Source organism: Paenibacillus wenxiniae, assembly GCF_039822605.1.
Lineage (GTDB): Bacteria > Bacillota > Bacilli > Paenibacillales > Paenibacillaceae > Saccharibacillus > Saccharibacillus wenxiniae.
The window spans coordinates 546924-569926 of the sequence record NZ_JBCGUH010000003.1; the positions used below are offsets into that span (position 1 = coordinate 546924).

At 47.6% G+C, this 23003-nt stretch carries 14 protein-coding genes; 6 read left to right on the forward strand and 8 right to left on the reverse strand.

Features of this window, described 5'->3' with window-relative positions:
- Window positions 1-112: 112 nt before the first annotated feature.
- From AAHF22_RS08285 to AAHF22_RS08295, 3 genes are all read left to right on the forward strand, one after another.
- On the forward strand, window positions 113-964 hold the full coding sequence (locus AAHF22_RS08285; protein WP_347324524.1) for a helix-turn-helix transcriptional regulator: 852 nt from the start codon (window positions 113-115) through the stop codon (window positions 962-964).
- Between the two features lie 383 nt (window positions 965-1347).
- Window positions 1348-2223, forward strand: coding sequence for an SDR family oxidoreductase (locus AAHF22_RS08290; protein WP_347324525.1), 876 nt, complete (start codon window positions 1348-1350; stop codon window positions 2221-2223).
- A 36-nt stretch (window positions 2224-2259) separates the two neighbouring features.
- Window positions 2260-2493, forward strand: a complete 234-nt coding sequence (locus AAHF22_RS08295) for a hypothetical protein (RefSeq protein ID WP_347324526.1) — start codon at window positions 2260-2262, stop codon at window positions 2491-2493.
- A 410-nt stretch (window positions 2494-2903) separates the two neighbouring features.
- Here AAHF22_RS08295 and AAHF22_RS08300 read toward each other — a convergent pair whose 3' ends face one another.
- Window positions 2904-4553 carry a rhamnogalacturonan lyase B N-terminal domain-containing protein gene (locus AAHF22_RS08300; protein ID WP_347324527.1) on the reverse strand — a complete coding sequence of 550 codons (1650 nt, stop codon included), beginning with the start codon at window positions 4551-4553 and terminating at the stop codon, window positions 2904-2906.
- A 449-nt stretch (window positions 4554-5002) separates the two neighbouring features.
- Here AAHF22_RS08300 and AAHF22_RS08305 point away from each other — a divergent pair, with 449 nt between their 5' ends.
- On the forward strand, window positions 5003-5773 hold the full coding sequence (locus tag AAHF22_RS08305; protein WP_347324528.1) for a spr1630 family ClpXP-sensitive toxin: 771 nt from the start codon (window positions 5003-5005) through the stop codon (window positions 5771-5773).
- The gene (locus tag AAHF22_RS08310; RefSeq protein WP_347324529.1) at window positions 5745-5879 is read left to right on the forward strand and encodes a hypothetical protein; all 135 of its coding nucleotides are present in this window, start codon (window positions 5745-5747) and stop codon (window positions 5877-5879) included. Before AAHF22_RS08305 ends, AAHF22_RS08310 begins: the two co-directional genes overlap by 29 nt.
- Window positions 5880-6415: 536 nt before the next feature.
- On the opposite strand, the gene AAHF22_RS08315 is transcribed toward AAHF22_RS08310, so the two are convergent.
- Both AAHF22_RS08315 and AAHF22_RS08320 read right to left on the reverse strand, forming a co-directional pair.
- The gene (locus tag AAHF22_RS08315; protein WP_347324530.1) at window positions 6416-10426 is read right to left on the reverse strand and encodes a glycosyl hydrolase 53 family protein; all 4011 of its coding nucleotides are present in this window, start codon (window positions 10424-10426) and stop codon (window positions 6416-6418) included.
- A 477-nt stretch (window positions 10427-10903) separates the two neighbouring features.
- The gene (locus AAHF22_RS08320; protein ID WP_347324531.1) at window positions 10904-12442 is read right to left on the reverse strand and encodes a malate:quinone oxidoreductase; all 1539 of its coding nucleotides are present in this window, start codon (window positions 12440-12442) and stop codon (window positions 10904-10906) included.
- A gap of 660 nt (window positions 12443-13102) precedes the next feature.
- Between AAHF22_RS08320 and AAHF22_RS08325 the strand changes: the two genes are divergently transcribed.
- The gene (locus AAHF22_RS08325) at window positions 13103-14185 is read left to right on the forward strand and encodes a hypothetical protein (protein ID WP_347324532.1); all 1083 of its coding nucleotides are present in this window, start codon (window positions 13103-13105) and stop codon (window positions 14183-14185) included.
- Between the two features lie 41 nt (window positions 14186-14226).
- On the opposite strand, the gene AAHF22_RS08330 is transcribed toward AAHF22_RS08325, so the two are convergent.
- From AAHF22_RS08330 to AAHF22_RS08350, 5 genes are all read right to left on the reverse strand, one after another.
- Window positions 14227-15330, reverse strand: a complete 1104-nt coding sequence (locus AAHF22_RS08330) for a glycoside hydrolase family 43 protein (protein WP_347324533.1) — start codon at window positions 15328-15330, stop codon at window positions 14227-14229.
- 1350 nt (window positions 15331-16680) lie between these two features.
- The gene (locus AAHF22_RS08335) at window positions 16681-17880 is read right to left on the reverse strand and encodes a PQQ-dependent sugar dehydrogenase (protein ID WP_347324534.1); all 1200 of its coding nucleotides are present in this window, start codon (window positions 17878-17880) and stop codon (window positions 16681-16683) included.
- 554 nt (window positions 17881-18434) lie between these two features.
- Window positions 18435-19859 carry an L-arabinose isomerase gene (gene araA, locus AAHF22_RS08340; protein WP_347324535.1) on the reverse strand — a complete coding sequence of 475 codons (1425 nt, stop codon included), beginning with the start codon at window positions 19857-19859 and terminating at the stop codon, window positions 18435-18437.
- A 252-nt stretch (window positions 19860-20111) separates the two neighbouring features.
- Entirely contained in the window at window positions 20112-20807 is a 696-nt protein-coding gene (locus AAHF22_RS08345) for an L-ribulose-5-phosphate 4-epimerase (RefSeq protein ID WP_347324536.1), read from the reverse strand.
- A 17-nt stretch (window positions 20808-20824) separates the two neighbouring features.
- The gene (locus tag AAHF22_RS08350; protein ID WP_347324537.1) at window positions 20825-22426 is read right to left on the reverse strand and encodes a xylulokinase; all 1602 of its coding nucleotides are present in this window, start codon (window positions 22424-22426) and stop codon (window positions 20825-20827) included.
- Between the last annotated feature and the right edge of the window lie 577 nt (window positions 22427-23003).

A 23003-nucleotide genomic window follows, 5' to 3' on the forward strand; every position in this document is an offset into this window, starting at 1 on the left:
TCTTCCCTATCATTTCTTTCTTGTACTATCTGTCCTCCTTACGTAACAAATCATATGAAGTACAGTCCCACCTTTCGCAACACCATCTCGTTATTCAAAAGGACGTGAATCGATGAAATTACAACGCTCTTCCTCTGCACTTGGCGAATTTATTCGTTCCCGGCGTGAACGGATTCAGCCTGCACATGCAGGCATTCAACCATTACCCGGCAGACGACGTACACCTGGCTTACGCCGAGAAGAAGTCGCTTATCTTGCCAATGTGAGTGTTACGTATTATACATGGCTGGAGCAAGGCAAAGAAACGAATCCTTCCCCGGAGGTGCTGGAAAGCATTAGCCATGCACTGCGATTGGATGCGGATGAACACGAATATTTGCGCAGTCTAATGGCGATGCAGGATATAGAGTCACGATCTGCCCAGTGGCCGCCCAAGCGTAATCATCACTTTTTACAAAATCTGGTGCAGCAACTGCACTATCCTTCTTTTATTACAAACGAAGCGACCGATGTGATCGCGTGGAACCGTGCAGCAGAGCTGGTGATCGCAGATTTTGCGGACATGGCAGAGCAGGATCGGCATATGATGAATGTTATTTTTCTAAACGAGGATTATCGGCAAAAACTGCTCAATTGGGACGAATTTGCCCGTTATAGTGTTGGCATTATGCGCGCTGGATTTGAACATCATCGCGCAGAACCGTTGTATGTAGAACGTTTTAATCGCCTGTATCGGGAAAGTGCCGTATTTGCCGAGCTATGGGATAAATTTGAAATTCGGCAAAAGCGTGTAGCTACTGCTACCTACTTGCTGGCTAATAGACAAGAGCTGGAATTCGAAGTCCATTCTGCGGCTGCTATCGATAATGATCCTGGACTACACTGGTGCTTTTTCGTTCCGTCCGCCGATACAGCCAGCAAATTGACGCTGCTATTAGAGCAGGATCGTGTTACTCAGCGTTGATTGGGCAGCGATATAATGCTGGAACTATACCACATACTATGCTGAGAACGACGAAGTGATTTTGAAATAAAGCACGGTTCGTTCGACCACGATTTGAATCGTTTGAACACGGCTAGAATAGAACTTTCCGTCAAACGTCCCAACAGTCTTCTGCTTGCATACGATCTGCACAGTAGATGTTCATATTACGATCCGTAGCACCTCATTGCAGGAGAAAGTTAGATAAATGGCAACTTTTGCACGGATACCGGTTGTCCAGTCTGTCCAATTCATCTATTGTCCCTCCTTTACCTAGTAGTGCCATTACCAGTATAACGGTAGTGTGGCTAGCCTCGCTGTCAGCGATTATGCTAAAGCAAATACAGCATAACAGGAGGCCATTTATGACAACAACATGGTTAATTACAGGTGCAACGGGCGGTCTGGCTACGCCGATGATTGAACAGCTGTTACAACGCGGCGATCGTGTTGCCGCTACGATTCGCAAGCCTGGCGCACTGGATCACTGGAAACAGCAATACGGTGAGCAGCTATGGATTGCTGAGCTTGATCTGACGCATCCTGAACAGGTAAAAAACGTGGTGAAACGCGCTTTTGCTGAAATGGGAACGATCGATGTAATCGTCAACAATGCCGCATATGGATTGTACGGAGCGGTAGAAGAAGCTTCGGACGAGCAAATTGAGCATCTGTTTCAGACCAACGTGTTCGGCTCACTGCGTGTTGCCAGAGCAGCCTTACCCCTGCTACGACAACAGGGCGGCGGACAGCTCGTCCAGATTGCCAGTATGGCCGGACATTATTCTACTCCCGGCATGGGATTGTACTGTGCCTCCAAATGGGCAGTTGAAGCAGCAATGGAGGCGCTAGCATTAGAAGTTGCTCCGTTTCATATTCGGACGATGATCGTTGATCCCGGCGGCATCCGTACCAATTTTATTACGAGCAATGCAGTGTTCGGCGAACGTACCGAGCTGTATCGTGGTCAGGAAGCTGGACAATTCGTCAGCATGATGAAGGGCGAGTTGCCTGGCTTTGATGAGGAAACATTTAACCGCATCGTCATTGGCGATCCACAAAAAATGGCGAAACAGATCATCCAAACTGTAGATGAGGATCAGATGCCACTGCGCCTGCCGCTCGGTAGCGATGCCTACGAATATATCCGCAAAGCGCTTGTTGATCGTCTGGATGCACTGGAAACGCAAAAAGAGCTTGCTTTCTCTACCGATGCTGATGATGTGATCCGGCAAGTATAATGTAGTCTAGTTTTTAGTTTTGGTGTCTGGTGTCTGGTGTCTGGTGTCTGGTGTCTGGTGTCTGGTGTCTGGTGTCTGGTGTCTGGTGTCTGGTGTCTGGTGTCTGGTGTCTGGTGTCTGGTGTCTGGTCAAGTATACGATAGCTTTGACATCATGCAACTGTATTACCATACTGTGCTACATGAAGTTTTGCCAGTCTGGAATTGTACTGTTTTGGAAGTTCATTATGTTAATCGCGTACATTCCCATTTCCATAGCTATCGGCTATAGTACATGGAATCAGATTAGCTGGTATCTGTTTGTTAGGCTACTTGTTATCATACAAAAAGGGTCAGCACTGCCGTATAAAACAGCAGTGCTGACCCTTTAATTTGTTCAATCTTTAATCCGTACATATGCCCATTTATTGGTTGGTATAGCATGGTACATTAACCCGTTACCTATAACTTTCGTAGACAGCTTGCGTTAGAAGCTTTGGCGTGAATATGAACGTGATCGGTAAAATAAATCTATATCCCAAGTGAGTTGCCCTTTACGTCCCTGTTATTTTGATCTCACTAATCATCCGTAATAAAAGTTTGGCCTTTAACATTAGAGCGACTACTCTGTCTTTACTTTCCCTCTATTTTTTCCCTATTTTACCTCTACTTATCTTCTTTACGTTCCCTTTCGGAATCTCTCTAATTCAGCAGCTCTACCGCATCATACACCCAGCCTGCACTCAGCCATGTGCCCAGATCACTTGATCCGCTAATCGGTGTAATCGTGATCGTATTTGATCCAGCACGCAGCGCAGAAGCAGGCACAGTCCATGAGAACGTATGATTATTGCCACGATACGTGCCGATCGTGAAGCTACGTGAACTTGGCTGTGTCGAAGCGCCTGGATTCGTTAATGTAGTGTCATTAACCGTTACGCTAGGACGTCCATTGTTATAGGCGGCGGTAATGCCAATATTGAGCACATGCGGCGAACCTGCCTGAGCACCGTCCAGATTAAACGTAATCTTTGTAGGCGAATTTTGATTGCGGAATTGAATCGCTGGAAAACGATTGGTCGCACTGCCTGTCGCGTACGTGACAGGTCCCCAGCTTGCATTGCGGCTATCCGATGGATGGCGAAGCGGTATCGTCTGTCCATTTAGGAATTCACGCGGTGTTCCATCCCAGTTGCCGATGCGCCAGATGGCAGCACGTGTGGCGGGATCGCCTGTAATTGTACGTGTGTTCAGTGTCGTTGTATTGCCTGCGGTCACTGTCACACTTTCGGTATGCACCGCCAGTTCGCCTTTGTACACGGTCATCGTATACGTGCCCGGAATCATATCGTGTCTGACCGCCGCCCCACTTGCCGATGCAGTGGCCCAGTATTGCGCCGTGCTATTGGCAAAGCCAATCGTATAGCTATAGCTGCTATCCATACCGGACAGTCCATTCAATACGACCGCACCCCGGCTCGTTACCCAGCCGGTCAGATTCAGTCCAGCCATCCAGCTAAAATCAGGCGCCGCTGGCGTTCCACCTGTCGTAAAAATGAGCGCATACGGTCCATGCAGCCCCATACGGAACGCTTCGGTCTGCTCATGGCCAGAGTTCATGTAATTGTAAACCTCGGTATCTCCGCCACTTTGAAACTGAATATCGCGGAAGAACGGGCCACCCGAGCTTTTTTCCCGATTGCCATACGCCATAAATACACCGACATTGTTACCTGTCACGCCGCGAATACCGAGTTCACGCGCCTGATCATTGCCATAGTATTTGGAAGCGGTCTGTCCATTGGAAAAGCCGAACACATCCGAGCTTTCAATCGCACCCGTATTGCCGCGCAGATTGGAGCCAACCGGTACGCCGGTCAGCACATTGCTATTGCCGCGGAAAATATAGCGCAGCTCACCAATCGACGGTTCAGCCGTTATGTAGGTTGCCATGTAGATGATATTTTCGCCGCTGCGTGAAGCATAGTAGTGGGTAAGTGTGTTGGTTTTGGCGGTGATGAGCACAGTGGAACCAGAAGGCGATGTGTTCCATGTTACGGTCGCAGCCGAGCCTAGCCCGGAGCCGATATGTGAACCTTTACCACCGGAGCTGCTTAGCTCGGTTCCATTCATTTTGCTGGAGATAAGATCACCGTTGTTTTTGTTAACGGTGTATACTAATCCAGCACCGGTATTGACGATGAGGTTAGAGCCATTTTCGGTCACACTAATCGCCGCAGCATGGGCATGAGGCGGCGACAACCAGCCACCGGTCATCGTGAGTGCCATAAGTAGAACGAGTATAGCGGTTCGTCGGAACAGGGTTGAAGACGATACGGAATGGGTAGTCATAAAGAAATCCCTCCTGTGTGATTAAAATAGGATGTACTTATGATCCATGTAACAATCCGCCTGAAAAGATAGCGCTTACAAATTGTTCTACACCAATTGTTCCTGAACTCATTTTCCTTAATCTTATTATTCCTCCCCTGTTCTTTTTTGACGTATATTTGCTTTAGGGTTCATTGTTGTTCTACACCATGACTCCTGTATACGCCAATGGAGTCTCATCTACTTGCTCGTCATATTATTTAAATTTTATATTATCTTACAGTTTAGATGAAGCATTTTAAAGCCATTTTCGGGAATTTTATAGCGAAGCTCCTTTTTTCATTATGTCTGGGAAAAGGCATCAAGGAGCTAAAATTCACGATTTTATTATAAAATCATTCTCCTCACGTTAGATTATCGGTAAACTGGAACTATACACCTTTTGCATTCTGATGATCGGAGTGATTGCTATGGAGCAGGGGATGGACTCGTACAAGCTAAAGCCGCATTATGCACGTATGATCGTAGATGCCATTGTGGACGGTTATCGCGATTATATTGAAATTCGTAAAAAATATCGTAGTCTGATGGCAATCAGTTCAGGTTTTGCCTGGACGAAAAGTAATTTTATCGAGCACAAAGTCGTCGAGCGCTGCCAGGCGCTTGGATTCCGTTATAAAAAAGCCCGTGCCGGGCTGACATGGGATTATTTACAGTTTATTCATGAGCAGGATCGTATGATGTTCGTCATTAAAGATGCCGCTTATTTTCTTCCGGCTGGAACGGCGCAAAGCCGTTTACCTCATCCGATGATACAGGCTTCTTCGCAGCGCACGTATTTGAATGATCTGGCGAAGCTGAATCAAAATATTCTGTTTCCAGATGAGATGCGGGAACCGGAGTTTGTATTTGATGAAGAGTTGACGCAAGCGGCTTTTGATTTTGGGTTGGAAGAGGATTTTGGGGCGGTGCCGGAGGAAGTATATATGGCAGTGAATGAGTTCCATATTCTCACCTACGCGCTGGACAGTCGGCATCAGATGTCCGAGATTATCCACTACATGCCCAGTCCTCATGATCATTTTACGTATGAAATTGAAGACTTATCTTCGCTTATTCAGGGAGCGGAGCTATCGGAGGAAGAACGGAAAGTATTTGCAGCCGATGAGGATGAATATAGGCGTTTGATTGCAGAGCATGATGCGTTGATGGATGCTAAATATCGCAGCGACAGTGAGTAAGCAGCCGGGCATGCAAAGTGGTGTTATGGGAGATACACCACTCTGGCAAGGAGTAAGGGGACAGTCTGCCGTCTCGCTCGCACAGGAATGTACGGATAAGAAGTGAATGATAGATTCGCTCGTTCGGATTCGGATAAAGTCTGATCCATTCGATGTTACGAAAGATACGATTAGATCACCGAATGAACTCGTCTCCGCTGTATAACATCAACGTTCGCATGGAATATCGTCAAATCACTAGAGAAATTATTGTATTCTGATTTATTTATCGCAAAATTATAATAGCGACGCATGGAGACTGAACATGTCTCTACGCGTCGCTATTTGGCATTAACATCTCTTAGCAAGCTTTTATTGCTGATTGCTTGTTATTTTTCATCTCACTACGGTTTATGCTATAACACTTCATCGCTACTCTTTATTTCTTACTTCTGATTCGCTATGTCTTGCTTTTTACTCTTCATCTCATGCTGTTAGCTTGCTATGCCTTTTCTTGCTTCTTATCCCTTATTCCTTGCTATATTCTCTATGAGTTTACCAGTCGTATTCTTCCACACTCTATCTATATTCATCGCTACTAAAGGATTCACAATACTCTGGCTATCTCTATATACAGCTACTCTACACACTGCCACTCCTCACTCATTGACCGGCTGTAGCCAGCTCAATATCACGTGCGGCCCAATACGTGGATGGCACATCCGACCATGAATTACCTATACCTGTACTGGAAACATCAGCCGTCTTCATGCCCAGCACCCGATTGAGTAAAGTTACCGCTTCAGCACGCGTTAATGTACGATTCGGCTCAAAATTGCCGTTCGGGTAGCCTTGCATATAGCCTGCCTGTTGTACGCATGCAATGTCTGCGGATGCCCAGTGGTGCGCGGTATCGTTGAAAGAAGTCGCTACCGCATTACCGCTCAGCTTCATCCAGCGTGACAGCACCGTTGCCATCTCTGCACGTGTAATCGGGCGGTTTGGGGCAAAACGATGTTGTTCATCCCCTTTCATCCAATCTGCCACCGTTACAGCAGCAATGGCAGAGGAAGCCCAGTGATCTGCATCCACATCATTGTACAGACGCATCGCTGCTACCGACAGTGAAGTCGATGATTCAGTTGACGCTGTGCCTGCTCCAGTATCGCTTTGCTTAGTTTGGGCGAGACGGTTTAACATCGTTGCCAGTTCAGCACGTGTTACCGTGCGAGCCGGTTGGAATGTGTGATCCGAATAGCCTTGCATATATCCTTTTATTGGCTGAGCTGCACCATTTGCTATAGACGTTGCTGCTTTTGGCTCTAGTTGCAGCAACGTAAATGTACTGAATTTATTCACGTTAAATTGAACGACTAGCGATTGATCTGCGCCTGTCACCAGCTCTGGACGAATCAGTTCTTTGCTTCCATCGCTATGTTCTACATAGACGACCAGTTGCTTCAGAAAAAGATCGCGCTGAGCAGGGTCAGTGGGCAATTGCTGGGATGATACTGGCAAAGATAGCTGTACTTGCTTCCCCTGTACGTTGGTCGTAATCTCCACCGGTTCACCGATGACACGAACCTGCGCCCCGGCTGCTGCCTGCTGGACGATCGGATCGCTGCTGGCACGTGTAGCCACATGGGCAGCCGCAGTCCCTGCTGCTGATATAATCGTAAACTGACCCGGTTCATTCAAAGTAGCCAGTGTGGACGAAGGTAACAACAGTCCGATAGATGCGGTATTTAGCTCCAATCCAGCAGCGGCAGCTGATAACGCACGCGCTGTATCGATTGGTAGCGTAAAGCCAAGCTCTGCGGCTGGTGTACTACCTGTCGGTACGACCAGACGTACATGATCGGCACCTACCGCTTGCATCGCGCGTAACGCCGTATTGGCCTCAGCTGCACTATAGCTAATCTGGTCGCGGATGAATCCATCTCCACGCACACTGCGCTGCATCGTAAAGGCAGATGTTAAGTTACCATTTTGCGTATTGGCACCAATGCTAATCGTCTGGCTTTGACTGCCTGCACCTGTACCTCCACTACCTCCACCGGAGGAACTGGACGAGTTGTTGCCGGAATGGCTACCTTCATCGCCACCATCCGGTGTTGGAGTTGGTGTAGGTGTTGTTGGTACGGGTGTTGGCGTAGTGGGATCTGGTATCGTTGGCTCCGGTGTTGGTGTGGTCGGTTCTGGTGTCGGTTCAGGAGACGATGTACTGTCCGTCCCTCGTACAAATGTCAGATAGAAATCATCGAGCGTTCCCCATGCTCCACCATCTGCACGCACCTGTGCTCCAATCGTCAGTGCACCATCCGCTACATACACATCGTGGATGACTGGCTGACTCCACTGTACCCAGCCGTTCACACTCGTCGGCTGCTCCCATGTTTTCTCGCCTGTTTTCGCATAAAGCTTCATATCCGGGTTCGTTGCGCCACCGCCTTGAATATTCATCGACAGATCGTAATAGCCCGGTTTGAGTCCGTACACATCCTGTTCTACGCGGAAGTCGACTCGACTTCCATCATAAAAATGAAGCGAATATTGCCCTGTTTTCGCATCCGATGCTTTGTTCTGATAATCCGTATGCGGCGCTGTACCTTCGCCGTACGTAATGTTCCACATCGTACGGTCATTTTGCTCAAAGCTGCCATTCAGCAGCAAATTTGGCTTACGGATCGATACATTTGCCTGTACCGAATGACCGCCATCTGCGGTGCCATCGATCGTATAGCTGCCTGCACCTTTTGTTATCGCCTGTTCCAGCTGCTCCTGATTCCAGACAACGCTTACCGTACCGGTGCTACCATCATTGTAAGTCGCTGTTGTCGTTGCTGGAAGTTGGATCGGATCTCCTGCATTCACAGTTAGCGATATCGGCTGAATCGCGTCTACTTTGAGCGGTGCGGTCGCACCGGTATTCACGTATTTGAACACGTTTAGCGATGGCAACGGATGACCGGTAAAATCAAACAATGCCTGATTATCGACCGCACTGCCACCATACCATTTGCCTGCATCATCCGGGTCATATTCACCAGCATAGCTGGACGCCCAGCCTGAACCATATTGCTCCCATAGCTTCTTATTATTATCTAGCTCACTTGCTGGTCCAACCGGTAACCACGCAGGCTCCCAGTAAAATACACCCAGTCCTGCCGCGCCTACATCGGCTACCGCCTGCATCACATTGCGTATCGAAGTCGCCTGGCCCTGTACGCTGATCGGATAATCCAGCGTCTGTCCGCTGCTACGTGGAGCGGTATTTTCGTGACCATCCCCATCGGTTGCGGTGTACGTATAGGACGTTTCTGCCACCATGACCTTTTTGCCATACGTATCTGCTACCTGCTTCAGCACAGCCGTCAGATTACTCAGTGTGCCATGCCAGAACGGATAGTAGGACGTAGCAAACACATCATAATCGACGCCATTGTCAGCGAGTGATTTGGCATAAAAGGTATAGCGTCCTGCCGATTCTGGATTCGTAAAATGCAGCGCGACCAGAATGTTCGGATCAACCGCACGAATCGCCTGACTTCCTTTATTGAACAGTTTGCTAATATTCGTCCAATCTTTTTCACCGATAAAATACTGGTTCGTCTCATTACCGACCTGCACCATACCGACATTCACACCAGCATCGACAATCTGCTGCAAACTATTTTTCGTAAAATCATATACTGCCTGCTCTTTGTCTGGAAAACTTAAGTTAGCCCATGCCTTCGGTGCATGCTGCTTCGCCGGATCGGCCCAGAAATCGGAATAATGGAAATCGACCAGCAGCTTCATGCCATTGGCGGTCGCACGTTTACCAATGGCAATCGCCTTGGTCAGATCGTTATCGCCACCACCATAGCCTTTGCCTGCGGCAGTATAGGGATCATTCCATATACGCACACGCACATAGTTCACCCCTGCTTCATGCAATGTGGTGAAAATATCCTGCACCTTGCCTTGCTCATCGTAAAATTTCACGCCGCTTTGCTCCAGCGAAAGGATGCTCGATACATCGACCCCTTTAATAAAATCAGCGCCCAGCCCATCGATCTTTTTCACGAAAATATCGGCGGCTACAGGCTGTGATGTATCACTGCTCAATCGCTTGAGCTGTACATCGTCCACATAGCCCCATGCTTTAGCGTTACCGCGAATATGCGCACCGATCGTAAAGTTTGTTGCTGGCTCTTTCAATACAAACTTTAGCTTTAACGTGCCCCAGTTGTTGTAGCCCGTTGTGGCCGTCTCTTTGCCTTGCGAAGTATCTGCGAATACTTGCACCTGTGCCGCTTCACTGCCTGCACCACCCATCGCCTGTAGTGCCAGCTCATAGCTACCCGCAGGCAGCGAATACACCGATTGGCTCACGGTGATCTGTTGCGTGGCAGATGCACTGTCTTTGATCCAATATTTAAACGCATGACTGCCTTCAGCCGCAGTAATAAACGAATCATCTGCATACGTATACCGACTTATCTCGGTCTGACTCCAATCCGATGACTCGACTTTCCATGACTGATCGCTCCAAAAGTCACTTTCAAAGCCCGCATTGGCGAGCGAGATATTACCCTCTGCCGCAGCGGAAGTATGCATGCCGATTGGCCACGTTCCCAATACAATCGCCACTATTAAAAATAGCAGTGATGTCTGTTTCTTGCTTTTCATCTGTTTATCCCCTTTCTTTATGCCAAACAGCTAACGGTGTCGTTTCCACTTTTTGTAAAGCGCTTACATATTTACTGTGATCACTATAGCAGACCACCGAAATGGGCAATAGGAGAGGATTGCAACATTTCGTGTTTTTAAGCAAGGGATTTACAGCCGATGCCGCCTTATATGTATTCATTCGCATACTTCATACACCTATGCCTATGCCCTATATCTCCATACCCATACATGTTCACATACAAAAGGAGCAAGCCCTTTCATCCAGGTCCTGCTCCTTACTCATCGATCCTATTTTGATCTGTAGCCTAGCCATCTATACGATAGATCAATGATTCGTATCGGCTATGAATTTGATCTGCTTACCTGCTTGTTCGTGCTACAAGTTGAAGCGAGTAATCCAAGTCATTGTTCTTCTCACCGACTTGCAACTTGTAGCACGAATATCCTCACTTATTACGAAAGCAGGATTTAGACTTAAATACTCCGCGTCACCACATCCGGCGACGTTTCCACACCTGCCGTTGCATGTTCGTCACCGTTCAGTCCTAACACTTCCGAAGTAGAACTGAAAATCTGGCGGAACAGGTCAGGATGTTCGGACAGCGATAAGCCATAGGAAGGAATGATCTCCTTGATCTTCGGTTCCCATTTGGGCATTTCCTGCGGGAAGCAGCGACGAAGCACTTCCAGCATAACATGTACCGCAGTCGATGCACCTGGCGAAGCGCCCAGCAATGCGGCAACAGAGCCGTCGGCTGCACTTACCACTTCCGTACCGAATTGCAATGTACCTTTGCCAGTTGGCGTATCCTTAATAACCTGTACACGCTGACCGGCTACGACCAGCTCCCAGTCTTCGCTTTTCGCCGTTGGAATGAATTCGCGCAGCTCTTCCATCCGTTGATCGCTCGTCAGCATAACCTGTTGCACGAGATAACGGGTCAGTGCCATTTCCTTCATGCCTGCTGCCAGCATCGTCATCAGATTGTTTGGCTTTACCGAGCCGATCAAGTCCATATTCGATCCGGTTTTCAGGAATTTTGGTGAGAAGCCGGCGAAAGGCCCGAATAACAGTGCTTTTTTGTTATCGATATAACGGGTATCCAGATGCGGTACAGACATCGGTGGCGCGCCGACTTTGGCTTTGCCATACACTTTAGCATGATGCTGTTCCACCACATCTGGATTTTTACAGACCATAAATACACCACTTACCGGGAAACCACCGATTTGACGGGATTCGGGAATACCGGTCTTTTGCAGTAGTGGCAAACTACCGCCACCAGCACCGATAAATACAAAGCGTGCGACATGGTTCTCGACCCGGCCATTATCCAGATTGTGCACCTTCACGTTCCATGAACCGTCTGCTGTACGCTTAATATCTTTAATGCTGTGCTTATAATGAACGTCGACGCCTTTACCTTTCAGATAATCGAACATCATTCGAGTCAACGCGCCAAAGTTCACGTCCGTACCGGAATCGATCTTGGTCGCGGCAATCGGCTCGCTCGAAGTGCGTCCATTCATGATGAGCGGAATCCATTCTTTGAGCTTAGCTGGCTCATCCGCATATTCCATTCCTTGAAACAGCGGGTTTTGGGTAAGCGCTTTAAATCTTTTTTTCAAAAAAGAAACGTTACTCTCACCCAGCACCAGACTCATATGCGGAATCGGCTTAATAAATTGCTGCGGGTTGTGAAGTACACCCGTCTGGATCAGATGCGCCCAGAATTGACGGGATAGCTGAAATTGCTCATTGATCTGCACCGCTTTGCTGATGTCGATCGTGCCATCCGGCTTCTCGGACGTATAGTTCAGTTCGCACAGCGCCGCATGACCTGTACCGGCGTTGTTCCATTCGTTAGAGCTTTCTTCTCCAGGGCTTGCGAGTTTCTCAAACACTTTAATTTCCCATTCTGGTGCTAACTCTTTCAGCAATGATCCCAGTGTCGCACTCATGACACCGGCACCAATTAAGATAACGTCTGTTTTTTTCTGTACGCTGCTCATAAAAACCTTCCTTATCTCGTATATTTGCAAAAAAGAGCAGTCGCTCCTGCTCGGGTATCACACGAAGCAAGGCTCCACTCAGGAACATCACGATACTGACTATTTTCCATTACCCCACAGAGCATTCCATCCTATACCACTATTATAACTCAATTGCAGTCTGTTAAAAATGTTATCGACTCTTATCCTTCAATTATATACTATTTAGAGTTGGTAAAAAATGAAAAGTTTGCGCGAAAAGGGCTAACGTTATGAAAAACCAACAAGAGAATACGGATTACAGGGATTTACAGATGTTATTTACTGACACGATCACTTGTGCTAACAGCAAATGTGAATGGTGTCTCTATACATTATATATTTTTTGACATATACAATACAGTATAAACGTTCGTATTTATCGCCCATTGTGCTAATTTTAGAATTGCCTATTCGATTCAATTTACAAAAAGATACGCAATACATAGCGATATACGTTTATGTTTTATATGATTAGTGTTAGCTATTGCCTAACACCGTGTTGATGAAATGTGATGTTCGCACAGCAAAATGCCTTGCTGCAATTCGCTGATAACGAGATGGTCACCTACATTTTATTTCTATATTTCCTATTTGCGCCGATCGCAGCATGTAATCTAGGACAGTTTACAGGAGGAAACGATGAATATGCAATCTCTATACAATTCCTATATCGGCATCAAATACAGGGATCAAAAGTCCCCTGATGAGATTCATCATCATCCTTTTCAATATGAGGTCTGTGAGGACGACAGCACCGAGCTATTTATACGTGACGCACAAGGGACTGCCTTTTCCGAATGGGCATTTGAGCTAATGCCTGCCGATCCGGGCTATTTGAGCGCGCCTGTACATGCTCCACTGCTAGCGCAGCAATTTCCTCAGCTTGATCTGCACGATGAGCTGATCCTGCATTATTTACTGCTCACGATCAATACTACGCTATCGATTTATCCGCTCAATCGCTACAACCGGATGAATGATTGGATGAAAGGGTATTGCTTTTTTCAGCTATCCGGGCTAAATCAGGTCACCTTGCTGACTGATGAACAGCGCCAGCAAATACGCGGCTGGTTGCTGTATCAATATTTGTACGCACATCCTGTAAATGAGGAAACACTACAGGCGTTCTCCTATAAGGAGCAGCATCTTATCCATACTGCGACAGACATCAGTGTTCGCGACTATATGACCCGGTATCATGATGAGATTCAGCAGCACTACGAGCAGTATGCAGACCGTCTGAACATACCTTCAAATGCAGTGGAACCGTGCAAAGCACTGACGCTGGAACTACTCAGTCATCTGGAAGGAAGTGCGATGGCACTACAGCTTCCCAACATGCCGGAAGTATCTTATATGCTGCCGTGGTTGAACGATGTGAACCGACTGCTGGAACAATATCGTAGGGATAAACAGGCTTTTTTCGCTGTATTAAGACAGGCAGCGATGGAGCCGCCAAACGCCTATCATGCTCATTGCTTCGGTATGCTGCTGCAAAATTATGCCTGCTACATTCTGTCGTTTGATCCTGCGGAACTTCATGTGATGGTCGACGCACTCGTAGACGAACCGGATCGTTGTACGCTGATTATTAGCCGACTGTTTATCGATACGATCTTTGTGCAGCATATCTTATGGCAGCATGGACAAACGATTCATGAGATGCCGCAGCTTATTGCTCACTTTAACGATGAGGCAAAAGAGCTATATGGACTAAAATAAATTACGCAACTAAAGCAAGCCGATGTCAGTTCAAGCGGCATTCATTTCACCAGTCGAAAACAATCGCCTGTATCCTCCACATCAAATAGGTAACAGCGTGATTCCGGGATGCGAAATGGACGATGCAAGATCAGTTTCCAGGCGCCCTCTACTGTCTGAAACAGCATACCGTGCCCGCTATCCTCCCGTACAAGCGGCTCAAGTTGCTCCCACGGTCCTTCCAGCTTGCCGCTGACCGAACGCGCAATCGTCTGTACATAGCTGTCATGCTCATAGCTTGACCAGAGCATAACGAGCGAACCGCCAGAGGTGCGATACAGCTGGCAGCCATCTGTCACATAGACGGTCGGCTCATGTGAAGCCATATCGGATGATGGCGCCGTATCGGTTGGGGAAGCTGTATGTTTGGGTAGAGCTGCATCGGATGACAAAGCTATATCTGACAAAGCTATATCGACACTCGCCTGATCTGGCATAGCGTTTGGCGTATGAGATGAAGTCGACCATAACCACGGTGCTGCCGAGCCGCTAAATAGATGCATCGGTTCACCTACCGTACCTGTCCAATCATCATGAAGACGCATCGCTTCAATCGTGCCATCGATCGTCTGTACCCATTCGTGACAGTAAACGATCCACGGCTGCTGCTGTTCATCGATATACAGCGTACCATCCAGCGTCATCATCGTCTCCGGCAATACCGGACGGTCTCGATTAATCAGCTCAAATGGTCCCTCCGGTGTATCACTGACCGCAATCGATGTACCGCGCCAGTGCCTGGTGTATCCCTGAATCGGCTCGCCCTCCAATAGCCGATCATTATTATGAAGTGTCACTAGCAGATAGTAGCGTCCTTTATACTCATGTACTTCTGGCGCCCATGCGCCATGCTGTGGATGCGCCCAACTGTCGTCTGGAATCGAAAATACGACAGTTGGGCCTGCCCATTGCTCCAGATCGGTACTTTTGTATACCAGTACGCCATACCGATCCACACCGTGCAGTTTCGGAGCAGCACCGGTGTACAGATAATATGTACCTGTCACAGTATCGGTTAGAACGAAAGGATCGTGGGCTGGAATATCTTCCAGGCGGTGATGCCGACGGGGGTTGGCTACATCGGAAGCAACATTGTAGACAGACATGCGTAACAGCTCCTTTTTTTGAATACGCTTTCAATTTGATTTGTCAGTATTCGATCATGGATGGTTGGGATGGGGTAGCAGGCTGATTTAGTGGGACTGAATTTGTATCATCTTGCTTGTGCGAATCATGTTAAAGTTATATTCTATTTTTTTGTTGCCATAGCTCTTTAGCTCTTTAGCTCTTTAGCTCTTTATTTTTCAATGCTTCCTCTTTTCGGGTCCTGAATCCATTGTTGGTGGATTTATCGCCCTGCTCATGGATGTATCGTCTACTCTTCATCTATCACTTGCATCATTCGTAAGGAAACTTACAGTTCTCGCCATTCTCTATACTTTTAACTCTGTACTGCCTTAATGTCCGTACAACTATTTGTAGTATACCTGTTAGCATCCTAAAACGCCAAGTAAAATCACTGACTATGACTTCGCTTTTATTATGTTGTTTACTATTATGCAGTGAACAACGAGGGCATGCGCACAAACTGTTTATGTTAGGGCATCAACCAATCTGGCAAGGAATACGGGTTCGGACTTCAGTCTCGTATAGGAATCTACGAATTAAGAGTGAGGTGTAGCGTCCCGTACTTAAAAGAAGTACGATATTTTGCTTCGCAAAAATCCTTTCTCATCAAACCGCGTGTTAGGAAATCGTTAACACTAGAAGCAGTACGATATTTTCCTTCGCAAAAATCCTTTCTCATTAAACCTCGTGTTAGGAAATCGCTAACACTAGAAGCAGTACGATATTTTCCTTCGCAAAAATCCTTTCTCATCGAACTTCGTGTTAGGAAATCGCTAACACTAGAAGCAGTACGATATTTTCCTTCGCAAAAATCCTTTCTCATCGAACCTCGTGTTAGGAAATCGCTAACACTAGAAGCAGTACGATATTTTCCTTCGCAAAAATCCTTTCTCATCGAACCTCGTGTTAGGAAATCGCTAACACTAGAAGCAGTACGATATTTTCCTTCGCAAAAATCCTTTCTCATCGAACCTCGTGTTAGGAAATCGCTAACACTAGAAGCAGTACGATATTTTCCTTCGCAAAAATCCTTTCTCATCGAACCTCGTGTTAGGAAATCGCTAACACTAGAACCTATCCTTATCCCTTATCTCCTTCCCTCTAGTCTGTACGGCTTACACGCATACGAGCTTGTGTACATGCTTTAGCTCTAATCGATAAATGATTCTACTGTATACACTATGTAAATTTAAGCTCCGACCAGCAGGGGTTACCGGCTTATCGGAGCTTAACGTCTATCGTATCTAGTCTCATATGTTCAATGAAGCTAGACTATGTTAATCATGCCTACATTATAATCATTACTGCGTTAGTATAAGTCGCTTCCATTATTTCAATTGCAGCAGTCGGTCATCATGGTCTGCCGCAGAGCCACGTGACGTATTGTTCGTCAGCACATAAATATGCCCGTTATGCACCATCACATCGCGTACACGGCCTACATCGGTTAAAATATTCGTCATTTTACGGGTAGATGGATCGAACAGCTTCAAGCTTTCACCCGCCAGCGTTGCGACTAGAATCGTATCTTCTGGTGTCGCTGCGATACCGGATGGGGCGATTGCACGCGAGCCGGCAACATATATCGGTGCAGTCATACCTTTAGCTGTCTGTGAACCCATTACTTTGGGCCAGCCGTAATTAGCGCCAGGCTTGATCATATTCATCTCGTCCAGTCCGGTTCGATCCGTCCCTCCGCCGGGAATCGGCGCGCCGCTCGGTCCGTGATCCGAAGCATACAGTGTGCCATCTGACGTCCAGGCAAGTCCTTGCGAATTACGCAGTCCGTAGGCGTACACATACGAATTAGCAAACGGGTTATCCTGCGGCACCTTGCCGTCCTTTGTCATCCGTAAAATTTTACCGCCCAGACTGGAACGATCCTGGGATAATTCGCGTTGTCCCGTTTCACCGGATGTGCTGTACAGCATCCCATCCGGACCAAAGGCAAGTCGTCCGCCCTCATGAATGGTTCCACCTGGAATGCCTTCCAGCAGTGCCTTTTGCTCTTTCCATACGCCATTCGTCAGCTTCACACGCACGATCCGATTGAAGCCTTTCCCATTTTGCTCATAAGCATGATAAATATAGGCGGTCTGGTTACTGGCAAAATCGGGATCAAGCACAAGTCCGGTCAGCCCTGCCTCACCAACGACACGTAGCGGCTTGCTTGTCTGTACCTTTTGTACCGTTTGCTTGCCATCCTTTACCTGCACAATCCCACCGCCACGCTGGGTAATGTACACGGTATCACCGGCAAATTGCATCGACCACGGAATGTCCAGACCTGTAGCTAGCTCGGTGTATCCGCCTTGCAGCGAATCGACTAATGCGATATTCCCGGTTTTACTTGAAGCAGCGGCTGACGTGCGCTCCGCAGCCATAGCGGGTTGCTTGACCTCCTCCTGTACAGTCGTCGTTTCCGTTCCAGTTTCCATCGCTTCACGTTCGGTCGCACAGGCAGACAACGGCAGGGCAAGCAGTAACGCAGACATCACTAGCTTTGCTTTTGTATGGGCATATAACATGCTGTTCCTCCTTCGGCTCTTTTTCCGTTTTTACCCAATACTGGTTGGTGGTAAAAGGAATTGGGCGAAATAATGTGCATGGAAGGCAGATTCATATAAATAGAGGCTATTTTAGCTAGGAGAACGGCAAATAAGGATGCCGTAAAGAAAGGCATCCTTATTGCAAAATTGCAGGTTAAAGCTATATCGTTGTTCATTTATAAAGCTACTAGACATATAAAGCTAGTAAAGCTACCAATAGGAGTCTACAAAAGTATAAAGCTATCAAGCTATTCATTCATGAAGCTATTTATAATCTAGCTATAGTTATGATATTTTATCTGTCAGTCTATTCAATATCTGAGCAGTCATGGGGGTAACATGTGCTGAACAAACTTATCGAGTACACTGATAAATCTAGGGCTTATATGCAAATTGGTCTACGTGTAGGCAGCATGGTAATATTGGGTAGATTTCTGTGGAAGATCGGAGTCTATCCCCTTATTCCATGCCGGAGTGGTGTCTGCTAACCAAAACAGTTTGCGTATAAACTAGTGCTATAACATGCTAGGCTATTACTTAATGACGACATACGGCAGATTAACCAGCTTCGCATACGTTACGATCTGATCTGTAGTCAGGTTCAGGGAAACTACCGTATGATGACCGCCGCCATTTTCGATCCATGCTCTTACGCCGTCCTGGAAGTTCGGTTTGACCGTCCACAGTACACGTGCAACAGGCAGCTTCGGTGCTGGAACTGTTGGCTCGAATGCGGAAACTTCGTTGATCAGCAGCTTGTAATGTGTACCGAAGTCTGCCATCGATACGACCACACCTTCGCCTGCTTTGCCATCGAATACAAGACGTGCAGGATCTTCGCGATCGCCGATACCGAGTGGGGACACGACCACTTTTGGCTTGTTCGCTGCAAGCGATGGGTCGACTTCCAGCATATGCGATTGCAGGATCGCTTCCTGTCCAGCCGCCAGCTCGTAAGTATAATCTTCCATAAAGCCAGTGTTCTGGTTATGGCTCATAATTTTCAGCAGACGATCCAGCGCTGCTGTTTTCCAGTCGCCTTCGCCAGCAAAACCGTAGCCCTGCGCCATCAGACGTTGTACCGCCAGACCTGGCAATTGCTTCATGCCGTGCAGGTCTTCAAAGTTCGTTGTGAACGCGCTATAGCCGCCACGATCGAGGAAACGCTTAAGAGCAATTTCATAGCTCGCTTGCACACGTACACTTGCTTCCCATGCACCTTGTTCGTAATCGCCATAGTCGAAATCATACAATTCCTTGTATTGTGCCATCAGATCGTCGATCTCTTGCTCGGTTACATTGCCGATTTCTGCGACCAGATCGCCAATACCGAAGTAATCAACCGTCCAGCCAAACTGAATTTGCGCTTCGACTTTATCGCCTTCCGTTACGCCAACATTACGCATATTGTCGCCAAAACGGGCTACTTTGATGTTAAAGCTTTCATTGTATGCAGCCGCAACATCCATCCAATCCGCAATTTGCTGCTGCACTTCTGGACGCTCCCAGTAGCCGACAACGATCTTGTTCTGTTTGCCCAGACGTGCATTGATAAATCCGTACTCGCGATCACCGTGTGCCGCCTGATTCAAGTTCATAAAGTCCATATCGATCGTTGACCACGGGATACTTTCGTTATACTGTGTTGCCAGATGCAGCAGTGGCTTTTGCAGCAGTTTCGTGCCGCGAATCCACATTTTTGCCGGCGAGAACGTGTGCATCCATGTGATCACACCTGCTACTTCATCACGGTAGTTGATCTCTTTCATCACGCTGGTGATCGCTTCTGCGCTTACCGCAAGGTCTTGCAGTACGAGCGGATATGGCAGTACGCCGCTTGCATTGAGTGCATCTGTAATTTTTTGTGCGTTCGCTTTAACCTGTCCGAGTGCTTCTTCTCCGTACAAATGCTGGGAACCTACAACAAACCAGAACTGTTTCGCTGCTGTTGCTGTCATGGATATCATCCTCTTTTCCGTTGATTAGGTATCATTCGCGCCTGCTAAGACGCTCTGTTAATCATGTAAACCGCATCTACACTAGCTTTATTTATGTTGTCGTTCGTATGGAGTCATCATTCATTCGGCATATATGTCGATGTAAAATAGAGTTACCGCGCGCTTACACGTTTATCTTTGCTATACGCTAGTTTATCGTTGCTATAAGCTATATGCTTTACTTTTACTACAATATTTTACTACTACAATGTTTTACTTTTGACCGTAATATGCGTCTTTACCGTGCTTGCGCAAATAGTGCTTGTCCAGAATGCCCTGTGGCAATTCTTTGGCAAAATGGTTTAGCTCTCGTGCGTACAGATTCATTTTGCACACTTCCTCCAGCACGACGCTGTTCACAACCGCTGCATGTGCATCTTTGCCCCATGTGAACGGTGCATGTCCGTGCAGCAGTACCGCCGGAATCGCCATCACATCAAGCCCGCGCTGCTGGAATGTCTCGATAATCACATTGCCTGTCTCCGCTTCATAACCGCGATCAATCTCCGCCTGTGTCAGAAAGCGTGCACACGGCACCGCTCCGTAAAACGTATCGGCATGCGTCGTGCCCATCACCGGTACATCCAGTCCAGCCTGCGCCCAGATCGTCGCCCAGGTGGAATGCGTATGCACAATGCCGCCAATTTGCTCATAATGCTTGTACAGTACAGCATGCGTAGCAGTATCGGAAGATGGACGCATCTCGCCTTCCACTACATTGCCGTCCAGATCGACAACGACCATATCGCTTGGCTTCATCTTCTCATAGCTGACGCCGCTCGGCTTGATTACGAACAAGCCGCTTTCACGGTCAACCGCACTCGCATTGCCCCATGTGAACTTGACCAGTCCATGCTTCGGTAGCTCCAGATTCGCTTCATATACCTGCTCTTTCAATTGCTCCAGCATTGATGTTCCCTCCCGTTTTAGCTCAGATGCTCAACCGCCGCACGCTCGATCGCAAGCCCCTGACGATACCGCTCGATAAATTGACCAAATCCGTCCACATCCGCTGCATCCGGCTCGATCCGTTCCGCTGTAACGCCGCTAAATACACGCTGTTCCAGGAAATCAGCCAGTGCTTGCTCGCCATCCCGATTGATCTGGTATGAAGCGAGTAGCGCCATGCCCCATGCGCCGCCTTCACCTGCTGTCGACATGACCGATACCGGCACATTTAGCGCTGCCGCTACGATACGCTGACCAACAACCGGCGTTTTGAACAGACCGCCATGCGCCAGTACCGAATCGATTGCTACCTGCTCCTGCTCGGTCAAAATGTCCATGCCCAGCTTGAGCGCACCAAATGCGGTAAACAGATGGGTACGCATAAAGTTAGCCAGATTGAAGCGACTTTCCGGTGTACGCACAAATAGCGGACGACCGTGCTCCAATCCGGTAATATTTTCACCGGAATAATAGCCGTAGCTGAGCAATCCGCCGCCATCTGGATCTGCTTCCAGCGCTTTGTTCAATAGCACACTGAACAGCTCGTTTGCATCACTCTCATAACCCATCGCGACGGCAAATTCACGGAACAATCCCATCCAGGCGTTCAGATCGCTGGAGCAGTTATTCGCATGCACCATACCGACCGGACTGCCATCTGGCGTCGTAACCATATCGATTTCAGGGTAGACGCGTGACAGTTCATGTTCGAGCACGATCATCGCAAATACCGATGTGCCTACCGAAATATTGCCTGTCCGCTTACGGACACTGTTGGTCGCGACCATGCCTGTTCCGGCATCACCTTCCGGTGGGCAAAATGGAATCCCTGCTTGCAAATCACCAGCTGGATCAAGCAACTTCGCGCCTGCTTCCGTTAGCTTGCCTGCCTCATCACCAGCGAGACGAATGACTGGCAATAGCTGTTCCAACCTCCACGGATAACCTTTGCCTGCTACATGCTTGTCAAATTGTTCGATCATGACAGGATGATAAGCATGACTGGAATCTTCAATCGGGAACATCCCCGACGCATCGCCGATACCGATCACACGTTCACCCGTTAACAGCTCATGGATATAGCCGGATAAAGTCGTGATCGATTGTAGCTCTGCTACATGTGGTTCTTCATTCAGAATCGCCTGATACAGATGCGCGATACTCCAGCGCTCTGGAATATTAAATCCGAACAGCTCGGTTAGCTCACGTGCAGCTGCGCCTGTGGTGGAATTACGCCATGTACGGAACGGGACGAGCAATTCGCCATTGGCATCCAGAGCGATATAGCCGTGCATCATCGCGGAAAAGCCAATCGAACCAGTCTGCTGCAATTTCACCCCATAACGCTGCTGTACATCCTCCTTCAATTCACGATAAGCCGTCTGCATACCGGTCATGATCAGGTCTCGATCGTAGGTCCAGTAGCCATCCTTTAACTGGTTTTCCCATTCGTAGCTACCTGATGCAATCGTCTCAAACTGCTCATCGATCAATACCGCTTTAATTCGAGTCGAGCCAAATTCGATGCCCAGCGAAGTCGCTCCGCTTGTAATCGCATCCTTTGCACGGTTGTCGCTCATCATCGCGTAACTCCTTTCCCCAATTCCGTTTGTTATTCCGGAGTACGGCAAGCCTTGCTCCGTTTAGCACTGCTATCTATAGGAGTGAAGCTATATCGATTCCGGCTTCATTTCATCGCAATCTTACATAATGTTATGTTAAAAAGAATACGCTTTCTTTTTGCTGAACAATCTCAGTATAGATATTGTACGTACATTTGTCAATTTGCATTGCGTATGATCCTTACAACTTGTGCGAAACTATATTTTGAACGCTGTTTGGAGCGTTACGATGAAATAGGGCGTAGATATAAATGCGGATTGTGAGACCTCTAATACTTTGGGAAGGAATAACGGAGCTGACTCCCATATCATAAAAAATCTACGGAGTAAGAGTAAGTTGTAGATTATCGTGATCCAGAGAAGTACGATATTTCGCTTTGTAAAAATCACCTTTCATTGAACTCCATGTTAAGAAATCCTAGCGTTGAAGCAGTAAGATATTTTGTTTCACAAAAATCACTTTTTCATTAAACCTCGTGTTAGCAAATCACTAACACGATCAGTTTTCCTTTTCCCTTATTCGCTGCCTTCCGTT